The following is a 26,767-nucleotide window of genomic DNA, read 5'->3' as shown; positions in this document are numbered from 1 at the left end:
CATTCGGTGGATTAGTACGTTGCCGTACAAGCATTTCTTGTCGCAGGCGGTAGTCGCCGACTTTGACGAACCGGCGAACTGGCGCGATCTCATAGCCCGAGTTGTTGCCGGCACGCTGTGTTACCCTCGTCGCAGCGGTGGCGAGTGCACTGAGTAACGTTGGTCTTCCATGCCCGCCAGCTCGGACCGGACGTTTGAAGGGCGACGCAACGGCTGCGACAACATGCGACGTCCGTTCCGTTCTTGGTGACTGCATAGCAACACTTCCCAAGGCTGCCTCTGCTCGTCAGGAGTCAGCGGCCGGGGCTCGGCAACGAGTAGGCGATCAAGGAATCGCCGATCGGCGTCTCCATGAAATGATGACCGCCGGCCATGATGACGAGATATTCGCGGCCGCCGGCCTCGTAGGTGATCGGCGTGGCCTGGCCCCCGGCAGGTAGCACGTCCTTCCAGACAGTTTTTCCGGTTTTGATATCGATTGCTCTGATGAGATTGTCGGTCGTCGCTGCGACGAAGATCAGCCCGCCGGCAGTCACGACGGCGCCTCCATTATTAGGCGTTCCAATCGTGATCGGCAGCATCGACGGGATCCCGAAGGGTCCATTCGTCCGCGCTTCTCCCAAAGGGCGATCCCACAACGTCTTGCCGGTCTTCAGGTCGATGGCGCGAATCCCGCCATAGGGCGGCTGCTTGCACAACAACCCGGTGCCGGGCAGTCGCCAGCCCGCATTGACGTTGATGGCATAGGGGGAGCCGAGCTGCGGATCGCCCGCGCCTTCCTGCCCGCCGATTTCGCCGCGCGCCTGGTCGCGCGGCGCCCAGCCGAGACGGTTGGCCTCGTCGCGCGGCACCAGGCGATTGTAGTTCGGCATGTCGTTGTAGTTCGCGACGATGACCTGGCGAACGGGATCGACGGCGATGCCGCCCCAATCGGAGCCGCCATTGTAGCCGGGATATTCGATCCAGTGCGGGCTGGCGGTGGGCGGTGTGAAGATGCCCTTGTAGCTTGCCCGACGAAACTGGATGCGGCAGATCATCTGATCGATCGGCGACATGCCCCACATGTCCTGCTCGGTGAGGTCGGCCTTCCGCAGCGTGTGGTACAACGAGAATGGCTGGGTCTTTGCACGCTGCGCCGGCTCGACGCCGCCTTGCGGGACTGGCCTCTCCTCGACGCCGACCAGCGGCTTGCCGGTGCGCCGGTCGAGCACGAAAATGTCGCCGCGCTTGCTCGGCAGCACGAGCGCGGGCACCGGCGCGCCGTTGTCGGTCGGGAAGTCGACCAGAGTGGCTTGAGAGCCGAGTTCGTAGTCCCAGACGTCATTGTGCACGGTCTGGAAGTGCCAGGCGGGCTTACCGGTGGTGACATCGAGCGCCACCAGAGACGTGGCGAACTCTTTTTCGCGGTCCGAGCGGCTGCTGCTCCAATAGTCGACGGCCGAGACGCCGAGCGGCAGATAGACGAGCCCCAGCTGCTCGTCGCCGGAGGCGGTCGTCCACATGTTGGGCGTGCCCCTGGTATAGGTCTGTCCCACCGGCGGCGGTGCGTCTGCATCGGGCTTGACCATGTCCCAGGCCCAGCGCAAGGCGCCGGTTTGTGCATCATATCCCTGAATCACACCCGACGGCGCGTCCCGCTTTTGGCCGTCGAGCACTTCGTGCCCGATGACGATGATGCCGCGGACGATGGTCGGCGCCGACGTGATCGCAAACATGCCGGGGTCGTGTCGGCCAACGCCCGTCGCAGTGTCGACCTGTCCGTCATAGCCGAACGTCTGGCAGCGCTTGCCGGTCTTCGCATCGATCGCGATGAGGCGTGCATCGAGCGTGCCTTCGATGATGCGCTGAGCGCAGGCGGCGCTCTGATCGGCATTCGGAAGCGCGTAATAGGCGAGACCCCGGCAAGCCGCTGTGTACGGAATGAATTCGTCCGGGACGCGCGGGTCAAATCGCCAGATCTGCTTGCCGCTCTTGGCATCGACAGCAAGAACGAGGTTCTTGGGGGTGCAGACGTAGAGGGTATCGCCCACCTTGAGCGGCGTGTTCTCCGCGCCGTAGGTGCCTTTCGTGGTCTTTGTCGGCAGGTCGCCGGTATGGAAGGTCCAGACCTTGGTGAGCTTGGCGACGTTGGTCGTATTGATCTGGTCGAGCGGCGAATAGCGGCGTGCGCTGTAGCTGCCGCCATAGGCAGGCCAATCCGCGCCCGCCTTCAGAGGCGAAGGATCGGGCATCGCGTTTGTCGGCGACGGCACCACGGACGGTGCGGCGCTTGCCGGCCTGAAAGCCCCCGTCATCAACAAAGTGGTAGCCACCAACAAGAGCAATCCGACCACGATAGTCACCGCAGGTTCATATTGGTGGCGGATCGGGCGAAGCTTCGGGGTGAGAGCCAGCACGAAGATCAGTAACACACCCGGACCGACCGTCCGTGGGACCAGCGCCCACCCGTTGGCGCCAACTTCCCAGAACGCCCATGCGAGGGTGAGCAGGAAGAGGAGAAGGTAAAGCCATGCGCCTTCGACGCGCCGGCGGGCCAACAGAACACCCGAGACGATCAGCATGAGTCCGCTGGGCAGATAATAGAACGACCCCCCCAACCACAGCAGCCACGCGCCGCCGGCCCCGAGTACGAAGCCGATGAGGATCATGACGCCTCCGAGAACGAATGCTGCCCAGTCTGCTGCGCGATACGTCTGAGCCATGTCGGTACCCATGCTTTTGCTGAAGATCTAAGGCGAGCCCAATGCCTTGGTTCCTCAACAAGTGAGTACGTTTGCGAACTATGATGAGGACACTTGGTGCGTTGCTAGGTACCTTGGAACCTGCGCAGCGACGGGAGGTTCTCCGTCATTCATTCAAGCTTGGCGGTTCGCAACGGACGTGATCAGAAGCGGTACCAATGCTAAACCACTGAACGGGGGTAGCCGCAGCCCTCTGCGCAGGTTCATCACCATCGCAATGGCCTTTTGGGTCAGGCTAGGTGATCACAACATTTCGGTCCTGTCCGCCGCCGTTGCCTTCTATTCCTTTCTCTCGATCTTCCCCGCCATAGCCGCGCTTGTGTCACTCTATGGGCTCGTCGCCGACACCAACGACATCGTGCGGCAGCTCAACGCGCTCCAAGCGATCCTGCCGGGGGAAGCGACGGCACTCATTTCAGAGCGATTGAAGGCTCTCGTGCAGAACACGCGTCCCCCTTTCGGCGTCGGGCTGATGGTGAGTGTGGGTATTTCGATCTGGAGTGCGCGCTACGCGACTGGCACGCTCATGACTGCCTTGAACGTGACCTACGCGGTCCCGGAGGGGAGGGGATTGGTTCTCTTCAATGCCGTTGCTCTGTCGCTGACCGTGGCGTTGATTGTGCTCGCCGGTGGGGCCGTGATCCTGATCGCGGTGCTTCCCCTCCTACTCAGCTACCTGCCAATACCGACTGGCTGGCAGGCTGCTGCAATGTGGATACGATGGCCGCTGCTCGTGGGCATAATCATCGCAATCATTGCTCTGCTCTACCGTTACGCACCCAATCGCACTGAACCAAGATGGGACCTTGTTTCGGCCGGCGGGCTTCTGGCTACGACCGGATTGATTGCTGGTTCATACGCCTTCTCGGAGTATGTGAGCACGTTCGCCGCCTATCAGAAGACCTACGGCTCGCTCGGCGCCGTTGCCGTGTTCATGACGTGGCTCTGGGTCGCGGCCTATTCCATATTGGCGGGGGCCGAGCTCAACTCCGAGATCGGGAGCCGGTCGGCTGAGCGACAGCCTTTGGCGCATCGTCGCCCCCCAAAGGAAAGACATGTTCAGTGAATTGCCCCATCGGGCCTGCACGGACCATGAGAGCAAACGCGTGATGTCGGCGCTCGACGTCCCCCCTGTCGCCGGCGGCGGCAATCGTTCGACGCGCGTCCGCGAGGACGAGGTCGGCGTGGTGCGAGAGAGCAAGGAGCCGGGCAGGATCGCGTTCGCAGCTCGCGACCTCGGTCATGACTTCGATCATTCGGATCGATACTGCCGGTTGCGCGCCGGCGCTTTGCCGGATCATGTGAAACATGGTGCCGAGCAATTGACCATATTGCACACGCGGCACGACCAGGACCGGCTGACTTCCCCTGATCGCCACGCCTGTCGGGAGGTGCAAAGGCACGAGATCGCACAGGGCCGCTCCCAGTCGGTCCAGAACCGCGAGAGCGGTGTGCGGGTCGTTGATGCCGGGAGAGAGTGCCCTGACCGCGACCTCGACGAGCTGCCGGACGGCGAAGCGCAAATCGGTCGAAGCGCTGCTGCTGCCGCCGAGCGCTGTCGCATTTTGAATCGCCACCTCGGCACCATCGACGGGAGGAGTGACCAACGCGACAGTTGCTCCAGGGAAAACATAATCGCCGGGCCCGACCAGCAGCCGAATGCTGGCGCGATGCTTGGCCGCCCAGGTGGCCAGACCCTCGTCGTCGAGATGCTGCAGATAGCCCCGCCGGGAATCTCTCAGAGGCAGCGAGCCGATCCAGTACTCCTCCGGCGGAGGTTTAGGTTGCGGATCCTGGGTCGTTAGCCGTTGTATCGCGGAGCGGAGGTCTTCACTGACGAGTTCGATCACCGTTTCCACATTGATCCGACCGGCGACGTGGCCGACGAAATAGACGAGTATCGCGACACAGGCGAACGCGAGCGCGATGCCGACGCTCAACGCCAGATGGGGGACGAAGCCACCCTCGGGCTCGGTCCGAATGCTTCTCAGCACGACCAGAGCGTAACAGAACGTGCCAAGCAACATCCCAAGTGTCAGTTGATTGCCACGGTCGCGGGTGAAATTGCGCAGGAGCCGTGGCCCCATCTGGCCGGCGGCCAAGGACAAGGCAGCAATGGTAATCGTAAATACGGTGCCAGCGACGCCGATTGTCGCGCCGGCAACGGTGCCGAGCAGGGTGCGGCCGCCGGTCGCGCCTCCGTCGTAAAGCCAATCGTGCAGCGTCGAGAGTGCGGCGGCTTCGGTACGGTCGAGATGAACAGCAAGGAAAGCCACGAGCAAACTGGAAAGCACCACGAGCATGGGCACCACCCAGAACGTCTCGCCCAGATCGGTCAACAATTTCTCGGCACGGGCCAACATTATTTAAGCCGCATAAAGGAGGCGAGCTTGGAAGAAACAGCGCAAGGGCGGTGCGGTTCCGCCAAACCGCTCCGCCCTCAGAAAATCAGCTATTGCTGGGGTACTTGAACTCAGGCGCCGACTTCAGCTGGTCCGCCGTCGTGTCCATGGTGGCGGTCCACTTCTTGGCTGCACGATCAAACTTCAAATTGATCGCCGACGGCCGCACCGCGACGTAGTGATCGCCGATGCGCAGGAATCCTCCGACTGAGAGGATATAGCCGTCAATGCCGTTTTCATTGAGCGCGACATCCTTGATGGTGCCAATGTCCTGTTTGGCGTTGTTGTACACCTGCAGGCCCATCAATTGCGAGCTCAGTCCATCCTTCGCTGGCACCGACGTGAAGGCTCCGCCGGGGCCGGCTGCAGTCGCGTTGGTGCTATTGCCTGATGCGTTTGCGTTCGAAGAACTCTTCTGCGCGTTCGCGCCGACCGTTTTCACCTCGGCGAAGGTGCTTGGACCGACGAACATCGTCACCGGATTTCCCGACCGATCTCTGGCCTCGACCAGGAACGACTGCGGACGTACCCTGACGTCCGTGAAGCCTGCCTGCTGCAAGTCGTTGACCATCTGCTGCCGTACGCTGTCCTGGCTCCTATCAGACGGCGTGCCGGCTTTGTTTGCTCCATTGTTTGCGGGGCTGCTGTCGCCGCGTTGGTCCGCGTTCTGAGTCTGGCCCGAACCATGGTCAGCTGGGCCGGTCGCCTGCGGAGCGTTTTGCGCCAGCGCAACGGATGATGCGCCGGCAAGGAATGCGGCGGTTAGTAATGACGCTGCCTTCATCTGTGGATCTCCTGTGTTCATGTTTCCGGAGTTGTGACGCCCCCGAACGGCCGTCGCCGCCGGGCTGGCGTCTGGCCTAGGGACAAGGATGCCTGACGCCATCGTAACCCATGTAGGTACCCGAGCTCGGGTCATACGACTTGTATCGCTGTGAACAGTAGGCGTTGTTCTCGGCTGCCTGCGCCCGACTGTTGGCGACGGCGCTTCCGATCGCCGCACCTGCCACGAAGCCACCTACTGCTGGACCCCAGCCGCGGCTGTACCGGTGCCGGTATCCGTCCCGCCAGTGATGACGATGCCAACCGTGATGATAGCCAGGCCTCCATTGGACCTCCACCAGCCTCGCGTCGTTTTTCGAAATTCTGCTCGCGGCCACCATCGGTGCGGCCTGCGCTGAAGCTCCGAGTGGCATCGCGAGAGCGAGAGCAGCGGCCGCAATGCATGATCTGTTTGAGCGAAAACTAGTCTTCATCAGCTATCTCCCTTGCTGCATTACACCAATAGAAAATGCCCAAGCAGCGGTGGCGTTGCAGAGACACTTGGTACAGAAGGGTACTCGCAGCTTAGGGCAGCCGCGCTCTGACGCTATCTTCGGTGTGATGCCGGGTGCGTGCGGCAACGGACATAATTTGTGCTTTAAGATCAGGCTTTGAATTGATCATTGCGGCATCATGGAAACGATGAGCCGCGCTCTCGCAATGCCGCGGATCATTGGAGGCCCAATGAAGATTGCCGTTATGGAAGACGAATATTTCATTGCTGATGATTTCGCAGTCGAGATCCGGCGTCGCGGCCATGAGACCGTTGGTCCATTTGCCGAGCTAAGCGCCGCTTTCCAAGCAGCGAGTAGTGCAGCTATTGATGCCGCACTGCTCGACATCGACCTTCAGGGAGAAGCTTCGTTAGGAGTGGCAGACCTCCTTCTGAAGAGGGACATCCCTTTTTTGATCTATACCGGTTACAGCCGTGAAGTCATACCGAGCCGGCTTGCAGGCTACGTAGTTGAGAAGCCAAATCGTATCCGCGATGTCCTTGATCGACTATTTCGCGATGCGCTGGCTCATGGCTCGCCGCAAACTCCGGTGGCGCTAGTGTCGTCTTAGTCGATCTCTGCCACAGTAACGCCCGTCGGGGGCGCCGGTACGAAGGCGCACCGACCACTGTCGGCATATTGCATCGTGAGCGGAACGGCCCAATCTCACGCAGATTGTTGAAAAGGCAAGATCAGATCGCATTTAAGTCTATGGGCTTTCGAATCGGACTTGCCATACCTCATCTGCTACGAAGTCGCGGGAGCTTGGCATGTTGAAGTGGGCGTTGATCTTTTTTATTATATCGATCGTAGTCGGATTGCTCGGCTTCAGCGGCGTCGCTGCCGGTGCATCCACGATTGCCAAGTGGCTGTTTTTCGCGGCGGTGGCGATCTTCGTGGTTTTCGTCCTTCTGGCCTTTTTGGCAGGAGAAGTCATTCTGTAGGTGATACGAGCGAAAGCACTTCTCATCGTCAATGAGCGGAAGAGGGCGCGCGGCGGGCAGCTCGTGGCTGCTGGACCAGCGCGCTGCTGACATCAAGATCGTCTCCGTGTTTGCAATTCAAGAGAAGTAGTACGCAAGCGCCAAAACGAGATAGACGCCGATTAGCAGCAGGCGAACCAGGTGGTCTCGGCGTCTCTCGTGATTGAATTGACGATGAACGCCGTGCCCGCGATCGAAAACAGGTCGACGGGGTTCTGAAACACCAGGGTCATCGGCTTCCCGATCAACCAGGAGAAAATAACAAGAAGCGGAGCTACGACGAGCGCAATTTGGATCGCTGAACCGATGCAGAGCGTCATCACGAGACCCATTCGGTCGCGTCGAGCAAACCAGACAGCGGCAAATATGTCGGAACTGGTGCCGACGAGCGCAAGTACGACGACGCCGAGGAAAAGTGGCGTCACGCCAGTGGAGTTGGCCGCCTCCGTCAGGGCGCCCGAGACAAATTTGCTCTGCAGGGCCGCCGCGCCGGTGCATGCCAGCAAGACAATCAAACAGGCGGTTACGGACCACGCAGGTGTGGTAGAAGGCTCCGCTTTGGTCGCGAAGACATTCCGGTGAGTGATTAGCGTGAAGACGAGATTTCCGGAGTAAAGTATCAGCAGGACGACGGACACGGCCAGGCTAAGCAGTTCGTCCGAGGCGCTCACGTTGTTGATATGACGAACGCTACGGCCGGTATAGTCGAATACGGCCGGCAGGAGCAGAGCGATCACGGACAGGACGAGCATGCTCGACAGCAATCCAGCGCGTGCTTCGGCGAAACTTTGGCGCTCGCGATTGAACCCGCCGGTGACGATGGCCAGCCCGAGCCCCAGCAAGCAGGTTGCTGCAATGGATCCGGTGATCTGGGCGTGGACAACCTCCACCTGGCCACCGGCGAGGACGAATAGCGCAAGAATGAGTTCTGCCAGGCTTCCCAGGCTGACCGTCAGAAGGCCCCCCAGGGCAGGACCAGTGTGGGAGGAAAGCTGGTCTGTTGCTACGCGGATCCATTCCGCGAGCACGGCTATAGCAAGAACGCCGGAGCCGAAGGTCCATATTGGCGAAAGATGGAAAACATACTCGCCGATCGGTGTGAAAAACACGAACGCCAGGGGCGCAAGTCGGGCCATGGCGCCGTATTTCCCGAACGCATTGTTGTTCCTGGAGGCGATGGGGGTCGACAAGCAGGTGACAGGCTCCTAGCCGCTGGCGGTCGTTCAATTCACAGGTAAGCTCGCTCGGCGGGCGCCGGCGACGGGGTTACGACTGATGGGTCCCGCGGTCGATCTCCATGCAGCTTGCGATGATCAACGAGGTGATATGCGTCCCGTTCGGTGCGCCGGCACGATGTCGGTACGCATCCGAACAATACGGCGGCGACCATCCACTTTGCGGCCAGAGGTCACGCATTGATTGCCCGCCAAGTACTGGTTGAATCCAGAGAATTCTCATGGGCCGTTAGAATCACGCGATGGCAGTTGCATGACAGTTCCTCGAGACGGGCCTTATCAACAATCTCGATCTGAGCGCGACCTTGCTTGATAATGCCTCGCGCCTCCATGTCGCCCATTGTCGTGGTGATGCCGGCGCGCCGAACACCCAGGGCTTGTGCCATGCATCGATGCGTGAGCGGGATTTCGTGAGATGACAATTTGTCCTCCGCAATGAGCAGCCACCGAGCCAGTCGTTGTTGCAGGCTGTGACGCGAGTTGCATGCGGCCAACTGCGAACTGTGGATCAAGGTAGCCTGGACGTATCGCAGGAGTAGTTTCTCGATTTCGACGTCGCTCTTGATCAACTCGATCAGCGCTTCGGCTTCGATCCGCAGGGCCGTGCCGGCTACCTGAACCATGCAGCGGTGAGGGGAAACTCGCATGCCGAGGATCAGGGGGATGCCGATAAAGTCCTTTGCTCCGACGGTCTGTATCTCGACCGGCAAGCAGTTCCCGGCCTTGGCCGTCAGCGAGGCGGCGCCTTGTTCTGGGAAATATGCGTACTGCAATGGAAGATTGCGCTCTTGCAACATTTGCCTCGGTTTCAATCTCACATCGTCGCAGCGACCAACGAGCAGAGAGCGTGAAGGATCTGGCAGGCGCCGGATTAGATCATTGGCGAGGTGGGACGGCGTTTCTCTTATCCTCTTCGCTGGGTCGAGCGGAAGCGGGCGGAGAGAGAACGAACGGGTGCTTGCGATTTCATCCCTCAACATGTCAACCTCCGTGAAGGGCCATTGGTTGACATGTGGGAGCCCGGCTTTCCGATCACAGTCGGGCTAAAGGTGCCATGTGTCAGGAGAAACCTGACGGCGACCTTCGATCGCCTCCCTCTCCGACCTCATCGGCGTCGCGTGCGCAACGCTGGAGCAGAAGCGCCGACACAGGTGACTGGGTCCGCTCATTCTGTCGTCGTCTTCGCGGCTGCTCGGAAAAACCATGACGCGCTTCCCGCTTTGCTTGGCACGGAAGCGGACCGTTCGTTGGGGCGACCGCGAACTCTCGGCACAGGAAGCGATTATGAGATGAAGATGCTGGAACAATCCCCATCGCAGGAGCAATGGAATGCGGGTAAAGATCAGGATCGCCCTTGCAATTCTCATAGGTACAATTTCAAGCTCCGTTCTGCCGGTCGCCGCGTGGTCCGAGCCGGCAACGCCGGTTGCGACGGAACAATCAGCACATTCCCCACAGTTCTCCAGAACGGTTTACGATGGATACCGTGCCTCTCGCTTGCTTGGCAGTGCGGTGTTCTCCTTGAAAGGCGAGTATTTGGGAGCTGTCCGGAACATGATCCTTGCGGACGACGGGCAGATTGTTTCGTTGCTGGTTGAAGGCTTTAGAACAGAGGACGAGCCCGAGTTCATCTCGCGGATTCCCTTCAAGCGAGTGATGAGGCCGCTTCACGAAGGGGCTCTCGTTGCTGACTTCGCCGATTTGAGGTCGCGAGAATACGGCCTCTTCGTCGATCCCGGCCAAGCACAAGCGGAGCCGCACGAGTTCTCGATTTCGAAAGTCATCGGCGACTACGCGCGGCTGCAGGCTGGGCAAGGCTATGGCTATGTCTCCGATCTGGTTTTCGACAGCGGCGGCAAGCTTGCGGCAGTCGTGATATCCCGCGAAGCGTCTGCCGGCGGAGGGACCTACGCCTTTCCTTACCCAGGCCAGACCGGGCAATGGAGCCCAAAGCTCAGCTATTATGGCCTGCCTTACGTCACGGCAGATCAGGCAAGCAAGGCCGGTCTACGACTCGACCTGAAGGAGTTTCGAAACTCGTGAGGAGATCAAATCTTGGGTGGGTAATGTCCGGCGCCGTGCGTCCAGCAGGAGCCTGGCCTCTCCCAAGCAAACTGGTGCGGTCACGTCCTCAAGCGCAGAACGCCCTCCGTCCCCTCGAAACTGCGTTTGGACGTGGCTGCATCAGAGCCTTTCATGGACACGTGCGGTATCGGAAGTAGCCGCGTACTAAGCGGATACTTGTTGGCGCTTCCGAAGCGCTCAGGGTCGAGCGAGGACGTCGGCGAAGGTCAATGCGAACATCGCCATCAGGAAGACAAGGCCCGCGATCGCCGCGAGGCGGATCAACGGCTTCGCTGAAGCAAGTTCCATAAAGAGCAGGACGACCAGTGTCGACTTTGCCGCCGCGATGACGATACCGGTCGCTGTGGTGATGCGGCCCATGGGGATGTAAGCCGCGATTAGGCTGAGCAGCAGAAGAACGAGTAGCGCGGCCCAGATCAGCAGGTTCCTCACCCATAGGTGGCGGATGTCGCCTGATGCGCCTCGCCTGTTCATGACGCGCGTCCCGGCAAGTAGATGAGCGGGTAGAGGAAAATCCATACGATATCGACCAAGTGCCAATACAAGGCCGTGACCTCGATCTCGGGATTGTCTTTCGCGGGAAGCTCGCGCCGGTAGAGCACCCAGATCAAGCGGCTCACCAGCCCAATGCCGATAGAGAGATGGATCGCGTGCACACCCGTGACCAGCCAATAGAACCCGTAAAACAGTTGTGCTCCGGGCTGAGGCAATGCAAACCCGGCTCCCGGTACCAGATGCTTGTCAATGTCCTCCTTGTATTCGAAGCCCTTGATGACGATGAACGCGAGACCGAGCATCGCCGTGATGATGAGACACGCGAGGACAAGCCGTCGCAATCGCGCAGCCTCCTCGGCCGCCTGCGCTGCGACCGCCATCGTCAGGCTGCTGGTCAACAGCACGGCGGTGTTGATCGTACCGTACCAGACGTTGGTTTCGCGGCCGGCGGCCGCGAACGCGTCCGGGTGTTCGATCCGACACGCAGTGTAGGTCAACAACAAGGCACCAAAGAACAGCGTCTCGCTGGCCAGGAAGACCCAGATGCCGAACTTGCCCGCCTCACGCTGCCGGCCGAAATCTATCCAGGGTTCTCTCAGCAGTGCACTTTCGTCGCTCATCGCGTTTCTCTCGCATTTTGCATTTCCGGAGGATCGGTCCCGGCGGACATGCCTTCGGCGTGGTAGTCATAGGGCGCGCGGTCGACGCGGGGCTGCCGGTCGAAGTTCTTGGGCGGCGGCGGCGAACTCGTGGTCCATTCGAGGCCGGTGGCGCCCCACGGATTCCTGGCGGCTTTTCCGCCGTAGAAGAGCGACCAGGTCAAATAGCCGAGCGGCAGCAAGTAGGCGAGCGCGAGCACCGCCGCGCCGGCCGACGACATCACGTTGTAGATCTGAAACTCCGCCGGATAGGTGTGATAGCGCCTGGGCATGCCCAGATAACCGGCGAAGAATTGGGGCAGGAACGTCATGTTGAAGCCGGCATACATGAGAATGGCGGCGAACTTCGCCCAGCTCTCCGGATAGAGCCGGCCCGTTACCTTGGGCCACCAGAAATGCAGGCCGGCAAAAAAGGCGGAAACAGAGCCGCCGACCATGATGTAATGGAAGTGAGCAACCACGAAATAGGTATCGGTCACATGGATATCGACGGGGATCGAGGCGAGAAAAAGTCCGGAGAGCCCGCCAGTCGTAAACAACCCGACAAAGCCGAGCGCATAGAGCATCGGGGAATCAAAGCTGATCTGGCCGCGATAGAGCGAGGCGGTCCAGTTGAAGACCTTGATAGCCGAAGGCACCGCGATGATGAAGGAGAGGAAGGAGAACACCAGGCTCGCCAGCGGCGACTGACCGGAGACGAACATGTGGTGTCCCCAGACGAAGAAGCCGATGCCGGCGATTGCGAGCATGGCATAGACCATGAAATCGTAGCCGAAGATCCGCCGCCGCGCGAAGCAGGGGATGATCTCGGACACGACGCCCATGGCTGGCAAGACCATGATGTAAACGGCCGGGTGCGAGTAGAACCAGAACAAGTGCTGGAATAGGATCGGATCGCCGCCGCGTGCGGGATCGAAGATTGGCAGGCCGAACACCCGCTCGGCGATCACCAGCAGCAGCGAGATCGCGAGAACCGGCGTTGCGAGCACCATGATTAGCGATGTCGCGTAGATGGCCCAGACGAACAGCGGCAGCCGGAACCAGGTCATGCCGGGAGCGCGTAGCATGTGGGTGGTCGCGATGAAGTTCACGCCCGTGGCGATGCTGGCAAACCCGACCACAAACACGCCGGCCGCCGCCGCGAAGACGTGGGTGTTGGAGAACATCGACGAGTAAGGCGTGTAAAACGTCCAGCCGGTGTCGACGCCGCCCGCAACGAGGGCATAGACGGTGAATGCGCCGGCTGCGATGGTCAAATACCAGCTGAAAAGATTGAGGCGCGGAAAAGCGACGTCGGGGGCGCCGATCATGAGCGGCAGGAGGAAATTGCCGAACGTGTTGGGGATCGATGGCACGAGGAAGAACCAGACCATGATGATCCCGTGGAACGAGAACAGCTTGTTGTAGGTGTCCGAGGTCAACAACCATCCGTTGGGTTGAAACAATTCGAGCCGCACGGCCGTGATCGCAGCGCCACCCATGAAGAAGAAGATCGTGATGGTCACGGCGTAGAGGATCGCGATGCGCTTGTGATCGGTGGTGGCAAGCCATGACCGGATCGTGGAACCGTGGCGGAGATAATCCGGGCGCTGCGGTAGCGGCAGCTCTCCGGCGAGCAGGGCGTCAGTCATTTTGCTGCTCCTCCCGAAGCGAGCGGATATAGGCGGTCAGGCTCTGGATTTCGCCGTCATCGAGCAACCCCTTGAAGCTCGGCATGATCGGTTCAAAGCCGGCCACGACGTCGCGCTTCGGCTGCAGGATCGAATCCCGGATATAGGCGTCGTCGGCGGAAACGGTGCGACCATCCGCCAGTTGCACTGTACGGCCATAGAGGCCCGCCAGGCGCGGTGCGTGGACGTTGGACGAGGCTGCGTGACAGCCCGCGCATCCCTGCGAGACGAACAGCTTGGCGCCCTCATGCGCGAGATCGTCGCCTTCGGGTTGCTGGGTCAACCACCGAGCATAGTCATCCTGGCGCATGACCACGATCTTGCCTCGCATCATCGAATGGTTGGTGCCGCAATATTCGGCGCAAAGAAGCGGGAAGGTGCCGCTCTTGCTCGCCTGAAACCAGATATCGGTATCGCGGCCGGGCACCACGTCCTGCTTGACGCGGAACGCCGGCACGAAGAACGAGTGGATGACGTCTTGCGAACTCATCAGCAGATGCACCGGCCGGTTCAGCGGCACATGCAGCGCGTTGATCTCGCGGGCCCCGTTCGTGTGCTGCGTCTTCCACATCCACTGCTTCGCGACCACATGGATCTCTAGCGCATGGGGCGGCGCGTCGAGGCTGCTGAGGTCGGCGGAGGAGGCCCACCAGAACAGGAATATGAAGGTGAGGAGGGTGGCGAGCGTCCAGCCGATCTCGAACTCGCGACTCAGAATCTCTGGCATCAGACCGCGCTTGGCCTTCGATCCGCGCCGGTAGCGCACGGCGAACAGCAGGATCAGCCCGAACACGAGCACGACAGTTGCGCCGGACAGCGCCAGCAGGAGATAGAAGATGTGATCGACCGTGACGGCGTGCGTGCTGGCCTCCGGCAGCCTGAACAGCGAGTTCATGCCGAAGCTCCGCGTCGTTTGCCGCGCAACAGCAACAGCCCGATCAGCCCCGCCATGGCGGCGACCGTTGCGGCGCCGAGAAGCTGCAGGATCGCGGCGATCCTGCTGGTATAGATGCCGTGTATCGGATCGAAGCCGTAGCACAGCAGCGCGATCCGGCCGGGCAGCCCGCCGATGCGGCCGTTGCTGGCCTCGAGCAGCGCGAGGCGCAGATCGCCCGGCTGCAGCGCCAGGCTGGACAGCGCTCGGACGACCCGGCCGTCCGGTGCAAGCGTGACGAACGCCGCCGGATGCGCGACGGCGTCACGGCTGCGGTCGAACGCGGTGTGGTAGCCGATGCTGTCGAGCAGCGTGCGCACGGCCTCGTCCGATCCGGTCAGGACGGAGACCCCGGCCCGCCCGATCTGTCCCTCCGTGAAGCGCCGCGCGTCCTCGCGGCTATCGCGCGGATCGATCCCGACGATAACGAGGCTGTAGTCGCGTCCCGCGGCGAGCCCGCCCTGCTGCAAGGCCGAGCTGGCGATCGTCAGCGCCGGCCCGCAGATCTGCTGGCAGGTGAAGTCTGCCGGGATCAGCAGTGTCGGACGTCCGGCGATCGCGTCGCCAACTGACACGGGACGGTCGTCGAGGCCGGTGAATTGCAGGGTGAGCGGAACATGTGCATCGGCCGGCGGGTCGAAGGCGACGCGCGCGATCTCCTGCTCGGTCAATCCGGCCTGCGCGAGCGCCGGCCACAACACGAGCGCAAGAACGAGGAGCGCCCGCCTCATGGTTTGCCTCCGTCGGCAGGGGGCGGTTGAGCGTCGTGATCCCCGATCGCGTCATACGCGTGCGCGCCGCGGCCTACGACGATTTGCATCGCCTGATCGATCGGGATGCGCGCCTGATTGTGGTCGCGATCCACCCAGGCATAGCCGGAGAGCCGGGCCTGCTGCTCGGCTTCGAAGCGCTCGAGGTCGGCCTGCGGCGATGTCTGCAACGCCGGCGCCGGAAACCGCCGCTCCGTGCGCGGGAAGAAGGCGCCCGGCACCTGCGCATTTAGAAACAGCAGGAGTCCTGCGATGGCCGCCGCCACGAACAGCAGGAAGCTGCCGACCACGGCCAGGACGACGCGGTTGTCGACATCGGCCGGTTGCGGCAGCGCGCGATGTCCCATCTCCTCAACCGGCATGGCGGCCGCCTGCGGATGTGAGGCCTCGACCGAATAGCACGGAAGACGCGGTCAGGACGACGAGCGAACCAAGGCCGGCGAGGGCGACGGCGGGTTGCCGGGCGAAGGCAGGCAGGATCAGCCAGGCGAAGTGCAGGCCGGTCCCGAGCAGCAGAAGCACACCAACGGCACGTAGGCCGGCGCGGCTGGCGCGCACGCTGGCGAGCAAAAGCATCGTGAACGGCAGAACCGCGCCAATGAGAAAGGTCGCGATCAAAATTGCAGCCCATGTGTCGGTACCGCGCTTGAGAAACCATGCGGCCTTGTGAGGCAGATCGCCATACCAGGCGACTACGAACGTCATGTAAGAGAGATAGACGACGCCAAGCAGCGTCGCCATCAGTAGCTTGCCGATGTCGCTCCTTGCCCGGCCTCCAACATTTCCGATGCCGACAACGCCCAGCACAGCGAGAGCCGCCAGCAACTGCTGGATCGCGATCATCGACGCGAAAGCGGTGGACACGTAATGGGGTTCGATCGACAGGAACCAGTCCACCGCGACCATGCTGATGGTGAGCCCGAAGAAAGCAAGGCCGAGCCCGGCCAGCAGCCTCGCGCCGAGACCGGACGCAAAGATCACTGCAAGAATTGACCACCCCGCCAGGGTGATCGCCGCCCGCAGGATGAATGAGGTCTGGCTCAGATACCACATCGCGACGTCCGGCTTGATCTCGCCGGGATTCGCGGCCCACGGATAGATCGACGGCAATGCGGCAAGGACCGGGACGAACGCAATAGCAACGAGAGGCATCATGGCGGCGAGCGGACGCAGGACCGGTGCAGCGGCGATGCCCCAGACCCCGCCGGTCAGGCGGTGGATCAGCAGCAAATTCAAGCTGCCGACCGGGGCGCAGCTCCAGATGGCGAACGCCAGCAGCCAGCCCTGCAGCAGGGGTGGATAAATAGCCAGGCGCCCGAGAACGAGCACCAGCGCGGCCGTGAGCGTCAGCAGCGCAAGCCCGGCCGCCGCATGCCGGTTGCCGAATGCCGACAGAGTCTGCCGATGCGATGCCGCGATCATGGCAGCTTGCTCCTTAGCTGCGGGACCTCGGCCATATCGGTCCGCTGCGACTGCTGAAGCGCGCGGATATAGGCGATGATGGCCCAGCGGTCGCGCGGCTCGACGCGCGCGGCATAGGAATACATCGCGCCGTAACCGTTTGTGATCACGTCGAAGAAGTGCCGGGCGTCGGCCTGCCGGAGCCGGCTCGAATGAAACGACGGCGGGGCGGGAAAGCCGCGCTGCACGATCATGCCGTCGCCATGGCCGGAGAGTCCGTGGCAGGGCGAACAGTAGATGCCGAAACGCTCGCGGCCGCGCGCCAGCAGCGCCATGTCGACGGGCGGCGGCGTCGCGATCTGCCGCGCGCGATCGAGTTCGCCCTGCGCGATCGCGCCCTTCGGCGGGACCTGGGCTTCGGTCCCGTCCTTGAACAGCGCTGCCTTGGTGAACGTGCCGTAGCGGTTCTGCTGCGTCATCGAATGATCGCCGCAGCCGCCGAGCGCGGCCGGGAGCATCATCAAACAGAGCAGCCGGCGGATCGTCATGGCAAGCGCAGCTCCGTCACCGCGACGGCACCGGCTTCGGTGAGCACCGTCCGCAAGTCGTTGGGATCGGCTTCGGACGCGGCGACGAGGACGTAGCGATCCTGCGTTGCGCGCTCGAAGCCTGGAATCTCGAACAGCGCATCGTGTAGCCGCGGCAGGCGGCACGACCGGAGAAAGGCGATCACGCCGGCGAGGGCGGCGGCAAAGACGCCGACCTCGAAGGGGACGAGCAGGAAGACCTGCCAGGAATTGAGCGGCCGCCCACCGCTGTCGATCGGATAATCGATCACGGCGCTGTACCATTGCAGGCCGAACGCGAAAGCGGCGGTCGCGAGCCCGCCGATCAGCATCGCCGGTCGGATCCGCGAGCGCGCGACGCCGAGCTGCTCCGCCAGCCCCTCGATCGGATAGGGGGTGAAGGCGTCTAATGCGGCATGACCCGTGCCCTTCACGCGCTGCAGCGCTCCTTGCAGCGTTTCGGGGTCGAGGAACTGCGCCACCAGGGTCGAGGTCATGCGGCGGCCTCCTCGTGAGCGAGTTCGCGCATGTCGAACATCGACACGCTCGGGATCAGCCGCATGAAGAGCAGGAACAGGAAGGCAAAGAAGCCGAGTGGCGCGATCAGGAAGCTCCAGTCCCAGAATGTGAAATGGAAGCTGTGCCACAGCGAGGGCATGTAGCCGTGAGACAGCGTGTTCCAGACGATCAGGATGCGCTCGAGCCACATCCCGATGTTGATCGCAATGGCGACAAGAATGAGCACCGGCAGCGAGCGTCGCGCGAACGGCCACCAAAGGAGCTGTGGCACCAGGCAGTTGCAGGTCAGGAGCGCCCAGTACAGCGGCGCATAGGTGCCCGCGAATTCGAATCGCACAAAGGCGCGGTCGGCATGCTCGCCGCCATACCAGCCCATGAACCACTCGGTCGCATAGGAATAGAACATCACGATGGAGGCCATCAACAGGATGCGGGCCATCGCGTCGAAATGCCGGGGCGTAATGATGGCCTGGAGGCCGAGCCCCCATCGGATCCCCGCTGCGAGCACGACGACCATCGCGAAGCCCGAATACATCGCGCCGACCACGAAATAGGGCGGGAAGATGCTCTCCTGCCAGCCGGGCATGAGGCTGGCGGCGAAGTCGAGGCCAACGATCGAATGGACCGAACAGACCAGCGGCACGCCGAGCGCCGCCATCGTGCTGTGCAGCGTCTGGAGGCGCGACCATTCTCGCGCCGAGCCGCGCCAGCCCAGCGCGAAAGCGCCGTAGACAAGCTGGGCCCCTCGCCACGGCGCGCGGTCGCGCATGGTGGCGAGGTCGGGGATGAGACTGACGTACCAGAACAGGATGGAGAACAGCAGATAGCTGACGATGGCCCAGAAGTCCCAGACAAGCGCGCTGCGCCATTGCGGCCACAGCGCCATCGTGTTCGGATAGGGCGCGAGCCAGTAGGCATAGATCGGCTGGCCGAGATGGATGATCGGCATCAGCCCGGCGATCGCGACCGCGAACAGCGTCATGGCCTCCGCGAAGCGGTTGATCGAGGCGCGCCATCGCTGCCGGGTCAGCAGCAGCATCGCCGAGATCAGCGTGCCGGCGTTGCCGATGCCGATCCACCAGACGTAATTGGCGATGGCAACGCCCCACACGATGGTGGAGTTGATGCCCCAGATGCCGATGCCGCGGTAGAACAGCCAGACGATCGCGACCAGCAGCCAGAGCACGAAGGGCAGGGTGGCGAGCAGCGCGAGCCACCAGCGCTTGCCGAACCCGGTGAACAGCTGGTCGGCGATGGCCTGGGTGATCGCGACGTCGTCGGCGCGCTCCGCCGAAATCCAGCGATGCGCGGGCGGCTGTTGCGGCACGAGGACCCGGCTCATGTCTGCTCCTCCGCGGGATTGCGCAGGTCGGCCAGATAAGTGGTCCGCGGCCGCGTGCCGAGATGCCCGAGCAGGGCATAGTGGCGCGGGTCGGCCTTGCCGCGGTTGATCTCGGCGTCAGCCTGGTTGAGGTCGCCAAAGCTGATGGCGCGCGTCGGACAGGCATTCTGGCACGCGGTGCGCACCTCGTCCGGACCGAGCGGACGATTCTCGCGTTCCGCGCTGCGCCGTGCGCCGCTGATCCGCTGGACACAATAGGTGCACTTCTCCATGACGCCGCGCGCGCGAACAGTCACCTCCGGATTCTTCTGCCCGCGATAGGATTCCGCGCCGAGATTTGCATACTCCTCGCCGTCGGCGTAGCCGAAGAAATTGAAGCGCCGGACTTTGTAGGGGCAGTTCGCCTCGCAGAAGCGGGTCCCGATGCAGCGATTGTAGACTTGCCCGTTCAGGCCTTCGTGGTCGTGCACGGACGCCGCGACCGGGCAGACCGGCTCGCACGGCGCATGCTCGCAGTGCATGCAGGGGACCGGCTGGAAGCCGAGCGGCATCCCGTTGGCCGCGCCGTGATCGTAGACATCGACGCGCATCCAGTGCATGTCGCGTCCCATCGCGATCTGCTCCGGTCCCACGACCGGAACGTTGTTTTCGGCCTGGCACGACACCACGCAGGCATTGCAGCCGATGCAAACCGACGTGTCGATCACCATGGCCCAGGCATGGCCGTCGCTCGACTGGACGGTGCGCGGCATCAGGCTCGGCGGATCGTCCGAAGCTGCCGCCGCCGGCGTTTGACCGAGCTGGTACAACGGATAGAGTTCGCGGACATCGTCCGGTGTCCGCACCACGTTTTGCGTGGTTAGGATCGGCTCCCGGCGTCCGGTTCGCGTGACCGAGATGCTTGGAATGCGCCAGCGATGCTCTCCGGTTCGCAGTGCATAGGCATTTACGCCGACGCCGTCACCGATTGCGCCCGCTTTGTGCCGGCCCGCGCCGAGCGTGAGCGTGCCGACCCCGGCTGCGGTCCCGGGCTCGGTCAGAACCGGCACGTCGAGCGTTCGATCGCCGGCACCGATCGCGACGATATCGCCGGAGGCGACGCCGAGCCTCGTCGCGTCGTCGGGATGCAGCGCGAGCGCATTGCCCCAGACCTGCTTGGTCAGCGGCTTGGGGCATTCCTGCAGCCACGCATTGTTGGCAAAGGAGCCGTCCCACAGGCAGGGATCGGGGCGCAGGATGAGGGTGATGTCGCTGGCATGCGTGTCCTGTGCTTCGCCGCCCGGCATCGGCGGTAGTTGCGGCGCAGCCGGGGTAACGGTGGCGGCGCTGGTGCCGGCAATGACGCCGGCGTGCAGCGCCTGTTGCCACCACGCCTCGAAATCGCCAGAGGCCGCGCCTTGCCAGGTCTGCCGCACCAGATCATACGCGCTCGCGTCCTGTTCGCCGGTGAGCCAGGCCAGCAGCTCGTGGACGCCGTAGCTGCCGTAGAGCGGCCTGATCAGGGGCTGGGCGATGCTCGCGGTGCCGTCGCTCGCGCGCAGGTCCGACCAAGCTTCGAGTGGATGATGGTGCGGAACGTGCCAGGTTGCGAGGGCCGCGGTCTCGTCGACATACTCCCCCATATGCAGCCGGAACGGCGCCTGCTGTACCCGCGCTCCGAACTGCAGATCGGCGGGCGCGTCGTAGACCGGGTTCGCGCCAACGATGATGAGCTGGCGCACGCTCCCCGCCGCGAGATCGCCCGCGAGCCGTTCGAGCGTGTCGGCCCGCTTGCCCGACGGCGTGCGGTCGAACGGCTCAATGAGACGGATCGGTGCATTGATCTGCGCGTTGATCCAGTTAACCAGCGCATGAACCTCCTTCGACAGCGTCGGTCCCGCCATGACGAGCGCTGCGCCCTTGTGGCCGCTGAGGTCGGTCGAGATCTTGCGCAGCAACGCGCGCTCGTGCTCGGGAAGCTCTGTCGCTCCTTGAGCTGCACCAAGCTCTCCCGCGAGCCTCATCGCGAACCGTTCAATGGCCTCGGGTTGCAGTGCCAGCCGCTCGTCGGCCTTGGCTCCCGTCAGCGTCAACGCGCTCTCGAGACAATAGAGACGCGAGAAGCTTTTGGCATCGCTTCGACCCTCGGCGAAGCCGCGGCCGTGCCGGATCTGGTCGGGTCCGTGTCCGATCGGATCGGCATCGAGCGCCACGATAACGCGCGCCTTGGCGAGATCGGCGACGCCGTGAAGGGGCCGGCCATGGGCGAGCTGGCTTCCCTCTCGCGCGTTGTCGTCGTCGGTCGGGGCGTAGGCGTGCCACGCCGCGGCGGGGAACGCCTGGAGCAGGCCATCGATCTGGCGGAGCACGGTCGGGGATGTGGTGCGGCTGGTCAACAGGCGGAGGCCGTCGCCCTGACGGCTGCGGGCGTCGGTGATCTGGCCTGCCAGCGCACCTTGCAGCGCTTCGCGCGAGGCAATGGCGCCATCATGAAGGATGGTGCGAGAACGGTCCGGATCGTAGAGCGACAGCACGGCGGCCTCGGCGAACACGTCGGTGGCGCCGAGACTGCCGGGATGGCGCGGATTGCCTTCCACCTTGATCGGCCGGCCGTCGATCGCGGTGACGATGACGCCGCGCCCTATTCCGGCAAGTCCGAGCGCCGTCGCGAATTTCAGCGGTTCGCCAGGAACGATCCGCTCCGGCATCTTGACATATGGCAGGATTGTCTCGTCCGGCTTGCTGCAGGCCGCGAGGCCACTTGCCATGCCGGTCGCGAGCAGGCTGAGTGCCTGACGGCGGCTGAGCTTGCTGCGCCGAACCGGGTCGGGCCGCGTCGGCAATTCCTTCAGCGGTGGCATATGGTGCAATCCGTCAAATGACCAGTATTGATGTGGTAAGTTGCGGCGAGCTTGGACCCGGCTTCCGCCTGGTTCTTAGGCGGTTGCCATTTCGGATCGAAAACCGCCTCGCGAGGACGCAGGTGAGGCTCAGGATTACGGTGGCAGTCGAGGCACCATTGCATCGTAAGAGGAGCTGCTTGTCGCATCAGCCGCATCTGTCCGACGTCACCATGACAGGTGGTGCATCCCACCCCTTTTGCGAAGTGGACCGAATGATCAAAATAGACATAGTCCGGAAGCCGGTTGACGCGGGTCCACGCCATCGGCTTGTTTCTGGCAAGGCTCTCCCGTACCGGCGCCAGCATCTGCGCATTCGTCCAGATCTGCGAATGACAGGTCATGCAAGTCTCGGTCGGAGGAATGCCGGCAAAGCGTGCTTTCTCGACGGAGGTGTGGCAATAGCGGCAATCGAGTCCGAGCCCGGAAACATGATGCTCGTGGCTGAACGGCACCGGCTGATTCCGGGTGATGTTCTGGTTGGTGACATTGGGGGACCGCATCACCTCATAGGACAACCCCACTGCAAGCACCGGTGCCGCTCCAATCGCCGCCATGATCAAGGTCGCAATCGTGTTCGCGCCTGGACGAAAGAGCTGCATTGATCGCCCCCAGCCGCGCTAAGACGTTCACGCGCGAATTCGAACAGGAACTGATTTTGCGGCCGGCGTCTTCGAATGGATGTCGTGGTGCGACAGCGGGATCAGCGGGTTCATTTCTGGATAGTAGGCGCCGACGCAGCCGTCAGGCAGGTTGAACGGCGTTACCTTCAGCGGACCGACCTCTCGCGTGACACCATCCTCCGCGTCACTGACCAGCGAGACCATTTGGCCTTCCCGGAGGCCGGCGCGCGCGATTTCGTCCGGGCTCATCAACAGCACGTCTCTGGTGCCCTCGATGCCCCGCATCCGATCGCTGTAGCCGTAAATCGTCGTGTTGAACTGGTCGTTGCTGCGCATGGTCAGCAGTCGGAAGCGCCCGGGCGCATCCGAAAAGCCGGTCGAACTGAGCGTCTCCGGGACGGTAAACTCCGCCTTGCCGCTTTCAGTCTTCCAGATCCGTTCGCGGGCCGAATTGCCGCGATAGAAACCGCCGGGCGTGAACATCCGCGCGTTGAACTCGTGGAATTCGTCCGGATAGGTCTCGGCGATCTCGTTCCGGATGAGGTCGTAGTTGCCGGCCCATTCATCCCATTTCAACTTCGGATTCGGCTGCAGGGTCGCCTTTGCCAGGCCCGCGACGATCGCCACCTCGGATTTCAGGTGTTCGCTTGCCGGCTTGCGCAACCCGATCGAGCCCTGGATGCAGCTGAAAGTGTCCTCCATCGTCACGGCTTGCTGACCGCTTGCCTGAATGTCTTCTTCGGTCCGGCCGAGGCATGGCAATAGATAAGCAGCTTTGCCGTGCACCAAGTGGCTGCGGTTCAGCTTGGTCGCGATCTGAACAGTGAGGTCTAATCCGCGCCAGGCCTCTTCCATCTTCGACCGCTCGGGAATGGCTCGCACGAAGTTTCCACCTAACCCGACGAAGGCCTTGACCTTGCCGGCCAGAACGCCTTCGCAGGTCTCGACGGTATTCATGCCCTTTTCGCGCGGTGGCTCGAACCCGAACTGCTTGGCGTATTTGTCGAGGGGAACCAGCTCGGGTTTCTCCGAAATGCCGACGGTGCGCTGACCCTGCACATTAGAATGCCCACGCACCGGCGAAATCCCGGTGCCGTCTCGCCCGATGTTTCCCTTCAGAAGCAGCATGTTGACGAGCATTGCCACGTTCTGAAAGCCGTGCACGTGCTGGGTCAGGCCCATGCCGTAGATGCCGATTACGCGGTCTGCCTCGACATAAACCTGCGCGGCCTCCTCAATGACGGATCGGCTCAGGCCAGAGGCGGCTTCGATTTCCTCCCAGGAAGTCGCTCGGACTTTGGCCTCGAAGTCTTCGGAACCGTGCGTGTGCTGCTCGATGAAGGGAGCATCGATGACACGTTTGCCTTGCTGCTTTGCCGCGTCGTCGGCGGCGAAGACATGCTTGCAGATGCCGACGATGACGGCGATGTCGCCGCCAACTTTCACCTGGTGGTACTGGCTGCTGATCTGCGTAGCCTTGCCCGTCAGCATCTCCGCCGGATTCTGGGGATTGATGAAGACTTCGAGGCCCTTTTCACGCACAGGATTGAAGGTGATGATCTGTACACCGCGCTTGGCCGCGTCCTGGAGTGGGTGCAGGAAGCGGGGACTGTTCGATCCCGTATTCTGCCCGAAGAAGAACATTGCATCGCAGTTGCTGAGGTCGTCGAAGACCACGGTTCCAACGCCGGCGCCAATCAGCTTTTTGAGCGCCACCGACGTCGTTTCGTGGCACATGTTCGAACTATCAGGCAGGTTGTTGTTGCCATAAACCCGCGCGAACAGGGCATAGAGATAGGAGGTCTCAAGGCTGGCGCGACCCGATGAATAGAACACGACCGACTTAGGATCGAGCGCTTTTAGTTGCGAGCCGATGGCTTGAAACGCCTCGTCCCAGGGGCAGGGCACGTATTTGTCAGTGGTACTGTCGTAGCGAAGCGGATGCGTGAGGCGACCCTGTTGCTCGAGATCGTAGTCGCTCCAAGAGAGAAGATGGGTCACTGTATGTTCGGCGAAGAACTCCGGCGTGCAGCGGCGTGAGGTCAACTCCCAAAGGGTCGCTTTGGCGCCGTTCTCGCAGAATTCGAACGTGTGGTAATCGGCCGGCTTTGCCCACGAGCAGGAAACGCACATGAAGCCTTTCGGCTTGTTTTGCCGGCGAAGGGTATTCAGCGCCGCCGGCGAATCCCACTCTTTGCCGAATATCCGGGCAATCCCTTCGAGAGAGCCCCATCCGCCGGCTGGACCATCGTATTCAACTGTATTGGGAGTGTCGTCGCCAGCCTTGTTCGGTCGCGCCATGATCTTGCTTCTCTTCCGGAACCCGCCAGACCCGGTGCATCGCCAACGTATGTTCGTGGTGGCGGTTCCTCGGCTCGGCCCTTCTTGCCACTCCGAGAACGGAGATAAAGCTGCGGAAAAAGGCCAACGACACCAAGGTCTTCGATCGGACGGCGGATGGCGCGTCTCATTCGCGATAGATAGTTTGCTCGCTGCCGTACCGGAAATCGCGCACTCGTGTTGATTGGGCGAGTTCGTTCGATAGGGGCGAGGAACCGGGGCGCCTGGCAGGAGGTTGCCAGACGCCAATCTCGGAGCCGGCCATGGATGATCGCTGCACACTCGACAAGCCAGAGCTGGTCTGGCGAGGCCGCGATCCGATCCCGTCTTCGCGCAGAGTCGCAGAGGAGCGGCCGATAGCGCTCACCTACAACGGATCGACCTATGCGGTAATGATGGCCTCGCCAGCCGATCTCGTAGACTTCGGTATCGGCTTTACCTTAAGCGAAGGCATTGTGGACGACTGTGATGACATCCTCAGCATCGACACCGTCGAGCTCGAGCTGGGGTGCGAACTGCAGATCTGGCTCGGCGGCTCGCATGCTGATCTCCTTGCCAACAGGCGGAGGGCGATGGTCGGGCCGGTCGGCTGCGGCCTGTGCGGAATCGAGAGTTTGGAGCAGGCCTGCCCACGCCCGGCGCGCGTCGTCAGCCCCGCTGGATTTCAGCCGTTTGACATTTTGAAGGCGATGGCCTCGTTGCGGCCGCTCCAGCAACATAACCAGGCGACGGGCGCGATGCACGCGGCGGCGTTCTGGGGCGGCGATGACATTCGATTGGTCAGGGAGGACGTCGGACGCCACAATGCGCTGGACAAGCTCGCTGGTGCGATAGTCAGAGCCGGCCTGGAGACGTCGCGGGGCGCTGTCCTCATAACGAGTCGGGTCTCCGTCGAATTGGTGCAGAAAACCGCACGCATGGGCGTGCCGCTTCTTGTCGCCGTTTCAGCGCCGACTTCGCTGGCGATCGAGACCGCCGAGCGGGCGGGCGTTACGCTCGTCGCCGTCGCACGTGACGATGGTTACGAGATATTCAGCCATGCAAGCCGGCTGCTCTTTGAAACGAAAGAATTGGTCTCCGCTGGGGTCGAGCGGCTGGCTCCCGAGATGCTTTCCCGCTGAACTTCGGCTCTTGAGGGCAATCGGGAGCGTGCCTTCGTTCGGTCTCGTACTGACATCAGATCGCGCACGCCGTTTCGGTCGGAACGTCTGTAGCCGGCAAGCGCTGTGGTGATGTTCGGCTTTCCAAACCGAAAGGAGACAGCGATGAAGACGACGCTTTTGGCGGGATTCCTGCTCGCCGCGATGGCCGCCACTCCAGCACTGGCGCAAGGTGGTGGCACGAATTCCACGAGTACCACGCCGTCAGTCGCCAACTCGGGCCAAAACACGGCGGTACAAAAAATTCAAGACGATCTCAAGAAGGCAGGCTTCACCGACATCAAAGTCGTGGCTGAATCCTTCGTCGTGCAGGCCAAAACCAAGGACGGAAATCCCATGCTGATGACGATTGGTCCTCATGGCATGTCGGTGTTCGAAGCGATGAACGCGACCACGACAGGATCCGGCTCCTCAGCTAACTCTCAGGGGACGACGGGCTCAAGCTCTTCAAACAACAGCGCTAACTCCAAGTAGCTCCTCGCACCTTGGCGAACATCGCGGCTCTCAAAAGCAGGCCCTGCGATGTTCGTCTGGTGCCGCCGAAGCGAGACGTACGCGAGCGTACGCACATCGTAGGTGATGGCCAACCGAACTCCGAAACGTTCTGGTTGCCTGACCGTTGCTCCAACGTCGAGCGCGAAAGAACC

General features: G+C 62.3%; 25 protein-coding genes. 6 read left to right on the top strand and 19 right to left on the bottom strand.

The features are described from left to right. Nucleotides 1-293: 293 nt before the first annotated feature. Complete coding sequence (locus XH83_RS27290; protein ID WP_246776335.1) at nt 294-2,648, bottom strand: membrane-bound PQQ-dependent dehydrogenase, glucose/quinate/shikimate family; 2,355 nt, start codon at nt 2,646-2,648, stop codon at nt 294-296. 310 nt (nt 2,649-2,958) lie between these two features. On the opposite strand from XH83_RS27290, the gene XH83_RS27285 reads away from it, so the two are divergent. After that, a complete protein-coding gene (locus tag XH83_RS27285) occupies nt 2,959-3,807 on the top strand; it encodes a YihY/virulence factor BrkB family protein (protein WP_194403754.1) in 849 nt (282 codons plus the stop codon). Here the strand turns inward: XH83_RS27285 and XH83_RS27280 are convergent. The 3 genes from XH83_RS27280 to XH83_RS27270 form a co-directional block, all read right to left on the bottom strand. After that, nucleotides 3,725-5,104 (bottom strand): DUF2254 domain-containing protein, encoded by a 1,380-nt coding sequence (locus XH83_RS27280; protein WP_194403753.1) that lies wholly within the window; start codon nt 5,102-5,104, stop codon nt 3,725-3,727. The two genes, XH83_RS27285 and XH83_RS27280, sit on opposite strands and share 83 nt — an antisense overlap. Nucleotides 5,105-5,189: 85 nt before the next feature. Continuing rightward, nucleotides 5,190-5,927, bottom strand: a complete 738-nt coding sequence (locus XH83_RS27275) for a PRC-barrel domain-containing protein (protein ID WP_194403752.1) — start codon at nt 5,925-5,927, stop codon at nt 5,190-5,192. 76 nt (nt 5,928-6,003) lie between these two features. Beyond that, a complete protein-coding gene (locus tag XH83_RS27270; RefSeq protein ID WP_246776517.1) occupies nt 6,004-6,306 on the bottom strand; it encodes a BA14K family protein in 303 nt (100 codons plus the stop codon). 343 nt (nt 6,307-6,649) lie between these two features. On the opposite strand from XH83_RS27270, the gene XH83_RS27265 reads away from it, so the two are divergent. Both XH83_RS27265 and XH83_RS27260 read left to right on the top strand, forming a co-directional pair. Then, complete coding sequence (locus XH83_RS27265; RefSeq protein ID WP_194403751.1) at nt 6,650-7,030, top strand: response regulator; 381 nt, start codon at nt 6,650-6,652, stop codon at nt 7,028-7,030. 199 nt (nt 7,031-7,229) lie between these two features. Next, entirely contained in the window at nt 7,230-7,403 is a 174-nt protein-coding gene (locus XH83_RS27260; RefSeq protein WP_194403750.1) for a DUF1328 domain-containing protein, read from the top strand. A gap of 161 nt (nt 7,404-7,564) precedes the next feature. On the opposite strand, the gene cax is transcribed toward XH83_RS27260, so the two are convergent. Then, nucleotides 7,565-8,632 carry a calcium/proton exchanger gene (gene cax / locus XH83_RS27255; RefSeq protein ID WP_194403749.1) on the bottom strand — a complete coding sequence of 356 codons (1,068 nt, stop codon included), beginning with the start codon at nt 8,630-8,632 and terminating at the stop codon, nt 7,565-7,567. A gap of 218 nt (nt 8,633-8,850) precedes the next feature. Next, nucleotides 8,851-9,657, bottom strand: coding sequence for a Crp/Fnr family transcriptional regulator (locus XH83_RS27250; protein WP_194403748.1), 807 nt, complete (start codon nt 9,655-9,657; stop codon nt 8,851-8,853). Between the two features lie 349 nt (nt 9,658-10,006). Here XH83_RS27250 and XH83_RS27245 point away from each other — a divergent pair, with 349 nt between their 5' ends. Further along, nucleotides 10,007-10,720, top strand: a complete 714-nt coding sequence (locus tag XH83_RS27245) for a PRC-barrel domain-containing protein (protein ID WP_194403747.1) — start codon at nt 10,007-10,009, stop codon at nt 10,718-10,720. A gap of 219 nt (nt 10,721-10,939) precedes the next feature. Here the strand turns inward: XH83_RS27245 and XH83_RS27240 are convergent, their stop codons facing one another. The 13 genes from XH83_RS27240 to XH83_RS27180 are packed head-to-tail and all read right to left on the bottom strand — an operon-like array spanning nt 10,940 to nt 24,921. After that, nucleotides 10,940-11,236: a cytochrome C oxidase subunit IV family protein gene (locus tag XH83_RS27240; RefSeq protein WP_194403746.1), complete on the bottom strand. Its 297-nt coding sequence runs from the start codon at nt 11,234-11,236 to the stop codon at nt 10,940-10,942. Continuing rightward, entirely contained in the window at nt 11,233-11,877 is a 645-nt protein-coding gene (locus XH83_RS27235) for a cytochrome c oxidase subunit 3 (RefSeq protein ID WP_194403745.1), read from the bottom strand. The genes XH83_RS27240 and XH83_RS27235 overlap by 4 nt, the downstream gene beginning before the upstream one ends. Further along, the gene (locus tag XH83_RS27230) at nt 11,874-13,547 is read right to left on the bottom strand and encodes a cbb3-type cytochrome c oxidase subunit I (RefSeq protein WP_194403744.1); all 1,674 of its coding nucleotides are present in this window, start codon (nt 13,545-13,547) and stop codon (nt 11,874-11,876) included. The genes XH83_RS27235 and XH83_RS27230 overlap by 4 nt, the downstream gene beginning before the upstream one ends. Further along, nucleotides 13,540-14,481: a cytochrome c oxidase subunit II gene (coxB, locus tag XH83_RS27225; RefSeq protein WP_194403743.1), complete on the bottom strand. Its 942-nt coding sequence runs from the start codon at nt 14,479-14,481 to the stop codon at nt 13,540-13,542. Before coxB ends, XH83_RS27230 begins: the two co-directional genes overlap by 8 nt. Continuing rightward, nucleotides 14,478-15,251 (bottom strand): SCO family protein, encoded by a 774-nt coding sequence (locus tag XH83_RS27220; protein ID WP_194403742.1) that lies wholly within the window; start codon nt 15,249-15,251, stop codon nt 14,478-14,480. Before XH83_RS27220 ends, coxB begins: the two co-directional genes overlap by 4 nt. Beyond that, nucleotides 15,248-15,652 (bottom strand): hypothetical protein, encoded by a 405-nt coding sequence (locus XH83_RS27215; protein WP_194403741.1) that lies wholly within the window; start codon nt 15,650-15,652, stop codon nt 15,248-15,250. The genes XH83_RS27220 and XH83_RS27215 overlap by 4 nt, the downstream gene beginning before the upstream one ends. Further along, nucleotides 15,642-16,712 carry a hypothetical protein gene (locus XH83_RS27210; RefSeq protein WP_194403740.1) on the bottom strand — a complete coding sequence of 357 codons (1,071 nt, stop codon included), beginning with the start codon at nt 16,710-16,712 and terminating at the stop codon, nt 15,642-15,644. Before XH83_RS27210 ends, XH83_RS27215 begins: the two co-directional genes overlap by 11 nt. Continuing rightward, nucleotides 16,709-17,233, bottom strand: coding sequence for a cytochrome c (locus tag XH83_RS27205; RefSeq protein ID WP_194408419.1), 525 nt, complete (start codon nt 17,231-17,233; stop codon nt 16,709-16,711). The genes XH83_RS27210 and XH83_RS27205 overlap by 4 nt, the downstream gene beginning before the upstream one ends. A gap of 2 nt (nt 17,234-17,235) precedes the next feature. Further along, the gene (locus tag XH83_RS27200) at nt 17,236-17,754 is read right to left on the bottom strand and encodes a DUF3341 domain-containing protein (protein WP_194403739.1); all 519 of its coding nucleotides are present in this window, start codon (nt 17,752-17,754) and stop codon (nt 17,236-17,238) included. After that, entirely contained in the window at nt 17,751-19,118 is a 1,368-nt protein-coding gene (gene nrfD / locus XH83_RS27195) for an NrfD/PsrC family molybdoenzyme membrane anchor subunit (RefSeq protein WP_194403738.1), read from the bottom strand. Before nrfD ends, XH83_RS27200 begins: the two co-directional genes overlap by 4 nt. Further along, nucleotides 19,115-21,958: a 4Fe-4S dicluster domain-containing protein gene (locus XH83_RS27190; protein WP_194403737.1), complete on the bottom strand. Its 2,844-nt coding sequence runs from the start codon at nt 21,956-21,958 to the stop codon at nt 19,115-19,117. The genes nrfD and XH83_RS27190 overlap by 4 nt, the downstream gene beginning before the upstream one ends. Next, nucleotides 21,946-22,599 carry a cytochrome c3 family protein gene (locus XH83_RS27185; RefSeq protein WP_194403736.1) on the bottom strand — a complete coding sequence of 218 codons (654 nt, stop codon included), beginning with the start codon at nt 22,597-22,599 and terminating at the stop codon, nt 21,946-21,948. Before XH83_RS27185 ends, XH83_RS27190 begins: the two co-directional genes overlap by 13 nt. 27 nt (nt 22,600-22,626) lie before the next feature. Then, nucleotides 22,627-24,921 (bottom strand): FdhF/YdeP family oxidoreductase, encoded by a 2,295-nt coding sequence (locus XH83_RS27180; RefSeq protein ID WP_194403735.1) that lies wholly within the window; start codon nt 24,919-24,921, stop codon nt 22,627-22,629. Nucleotides 24,922-25,223: 302 nt separating this feature from the next. Between XH83_RS27180 and fdhD the strand changes: the two genes are divergently transcribed. After that, nucleotides 25,224-26,081, top strand: a complete 858-nt coding sequence (gene fdhD / locus XH83_RS27175; RefSeq protein WP_194403734.1) for a formate dehydrogenase accessory sulfurtransferase FdhD — start codon at nt 25,224-25,226, stop codon at nt 26,079-26,081. Nucleotides 26,082-26,225: 144 nt separating this feature from the next. Continuing rightward, nucleotides 26,226-26,594 carry a hypothetical protein gene (locus tag XH83_RS27170; protein ID WP_194403733.1) on the top strand — a complete coding sequence of 123 codons (369 nt, stop codon included), beginning with the start codon at nt 26,226-26,228 and terminating at the stop codon, nt 26,592-26,594. The last annotated feature ends 173 nt before the right edge of the window (nt 26,595-26,767 follow it).

Source organism: Bradyrhizobium sp. CCBAU 53351 (assembly GCF_015291745.1).
GTDB lineage: Bacteria > Pseudomonadota > Alphaproteobacteria > Rhizobiales > Xanthobacteraceae > Bradyrhizobium.
The sequence above is the reverse complement of the archived record's forward strand: the minus strand, read 5'-3'. Positions and strand labels throughout refer to the sequence as shown.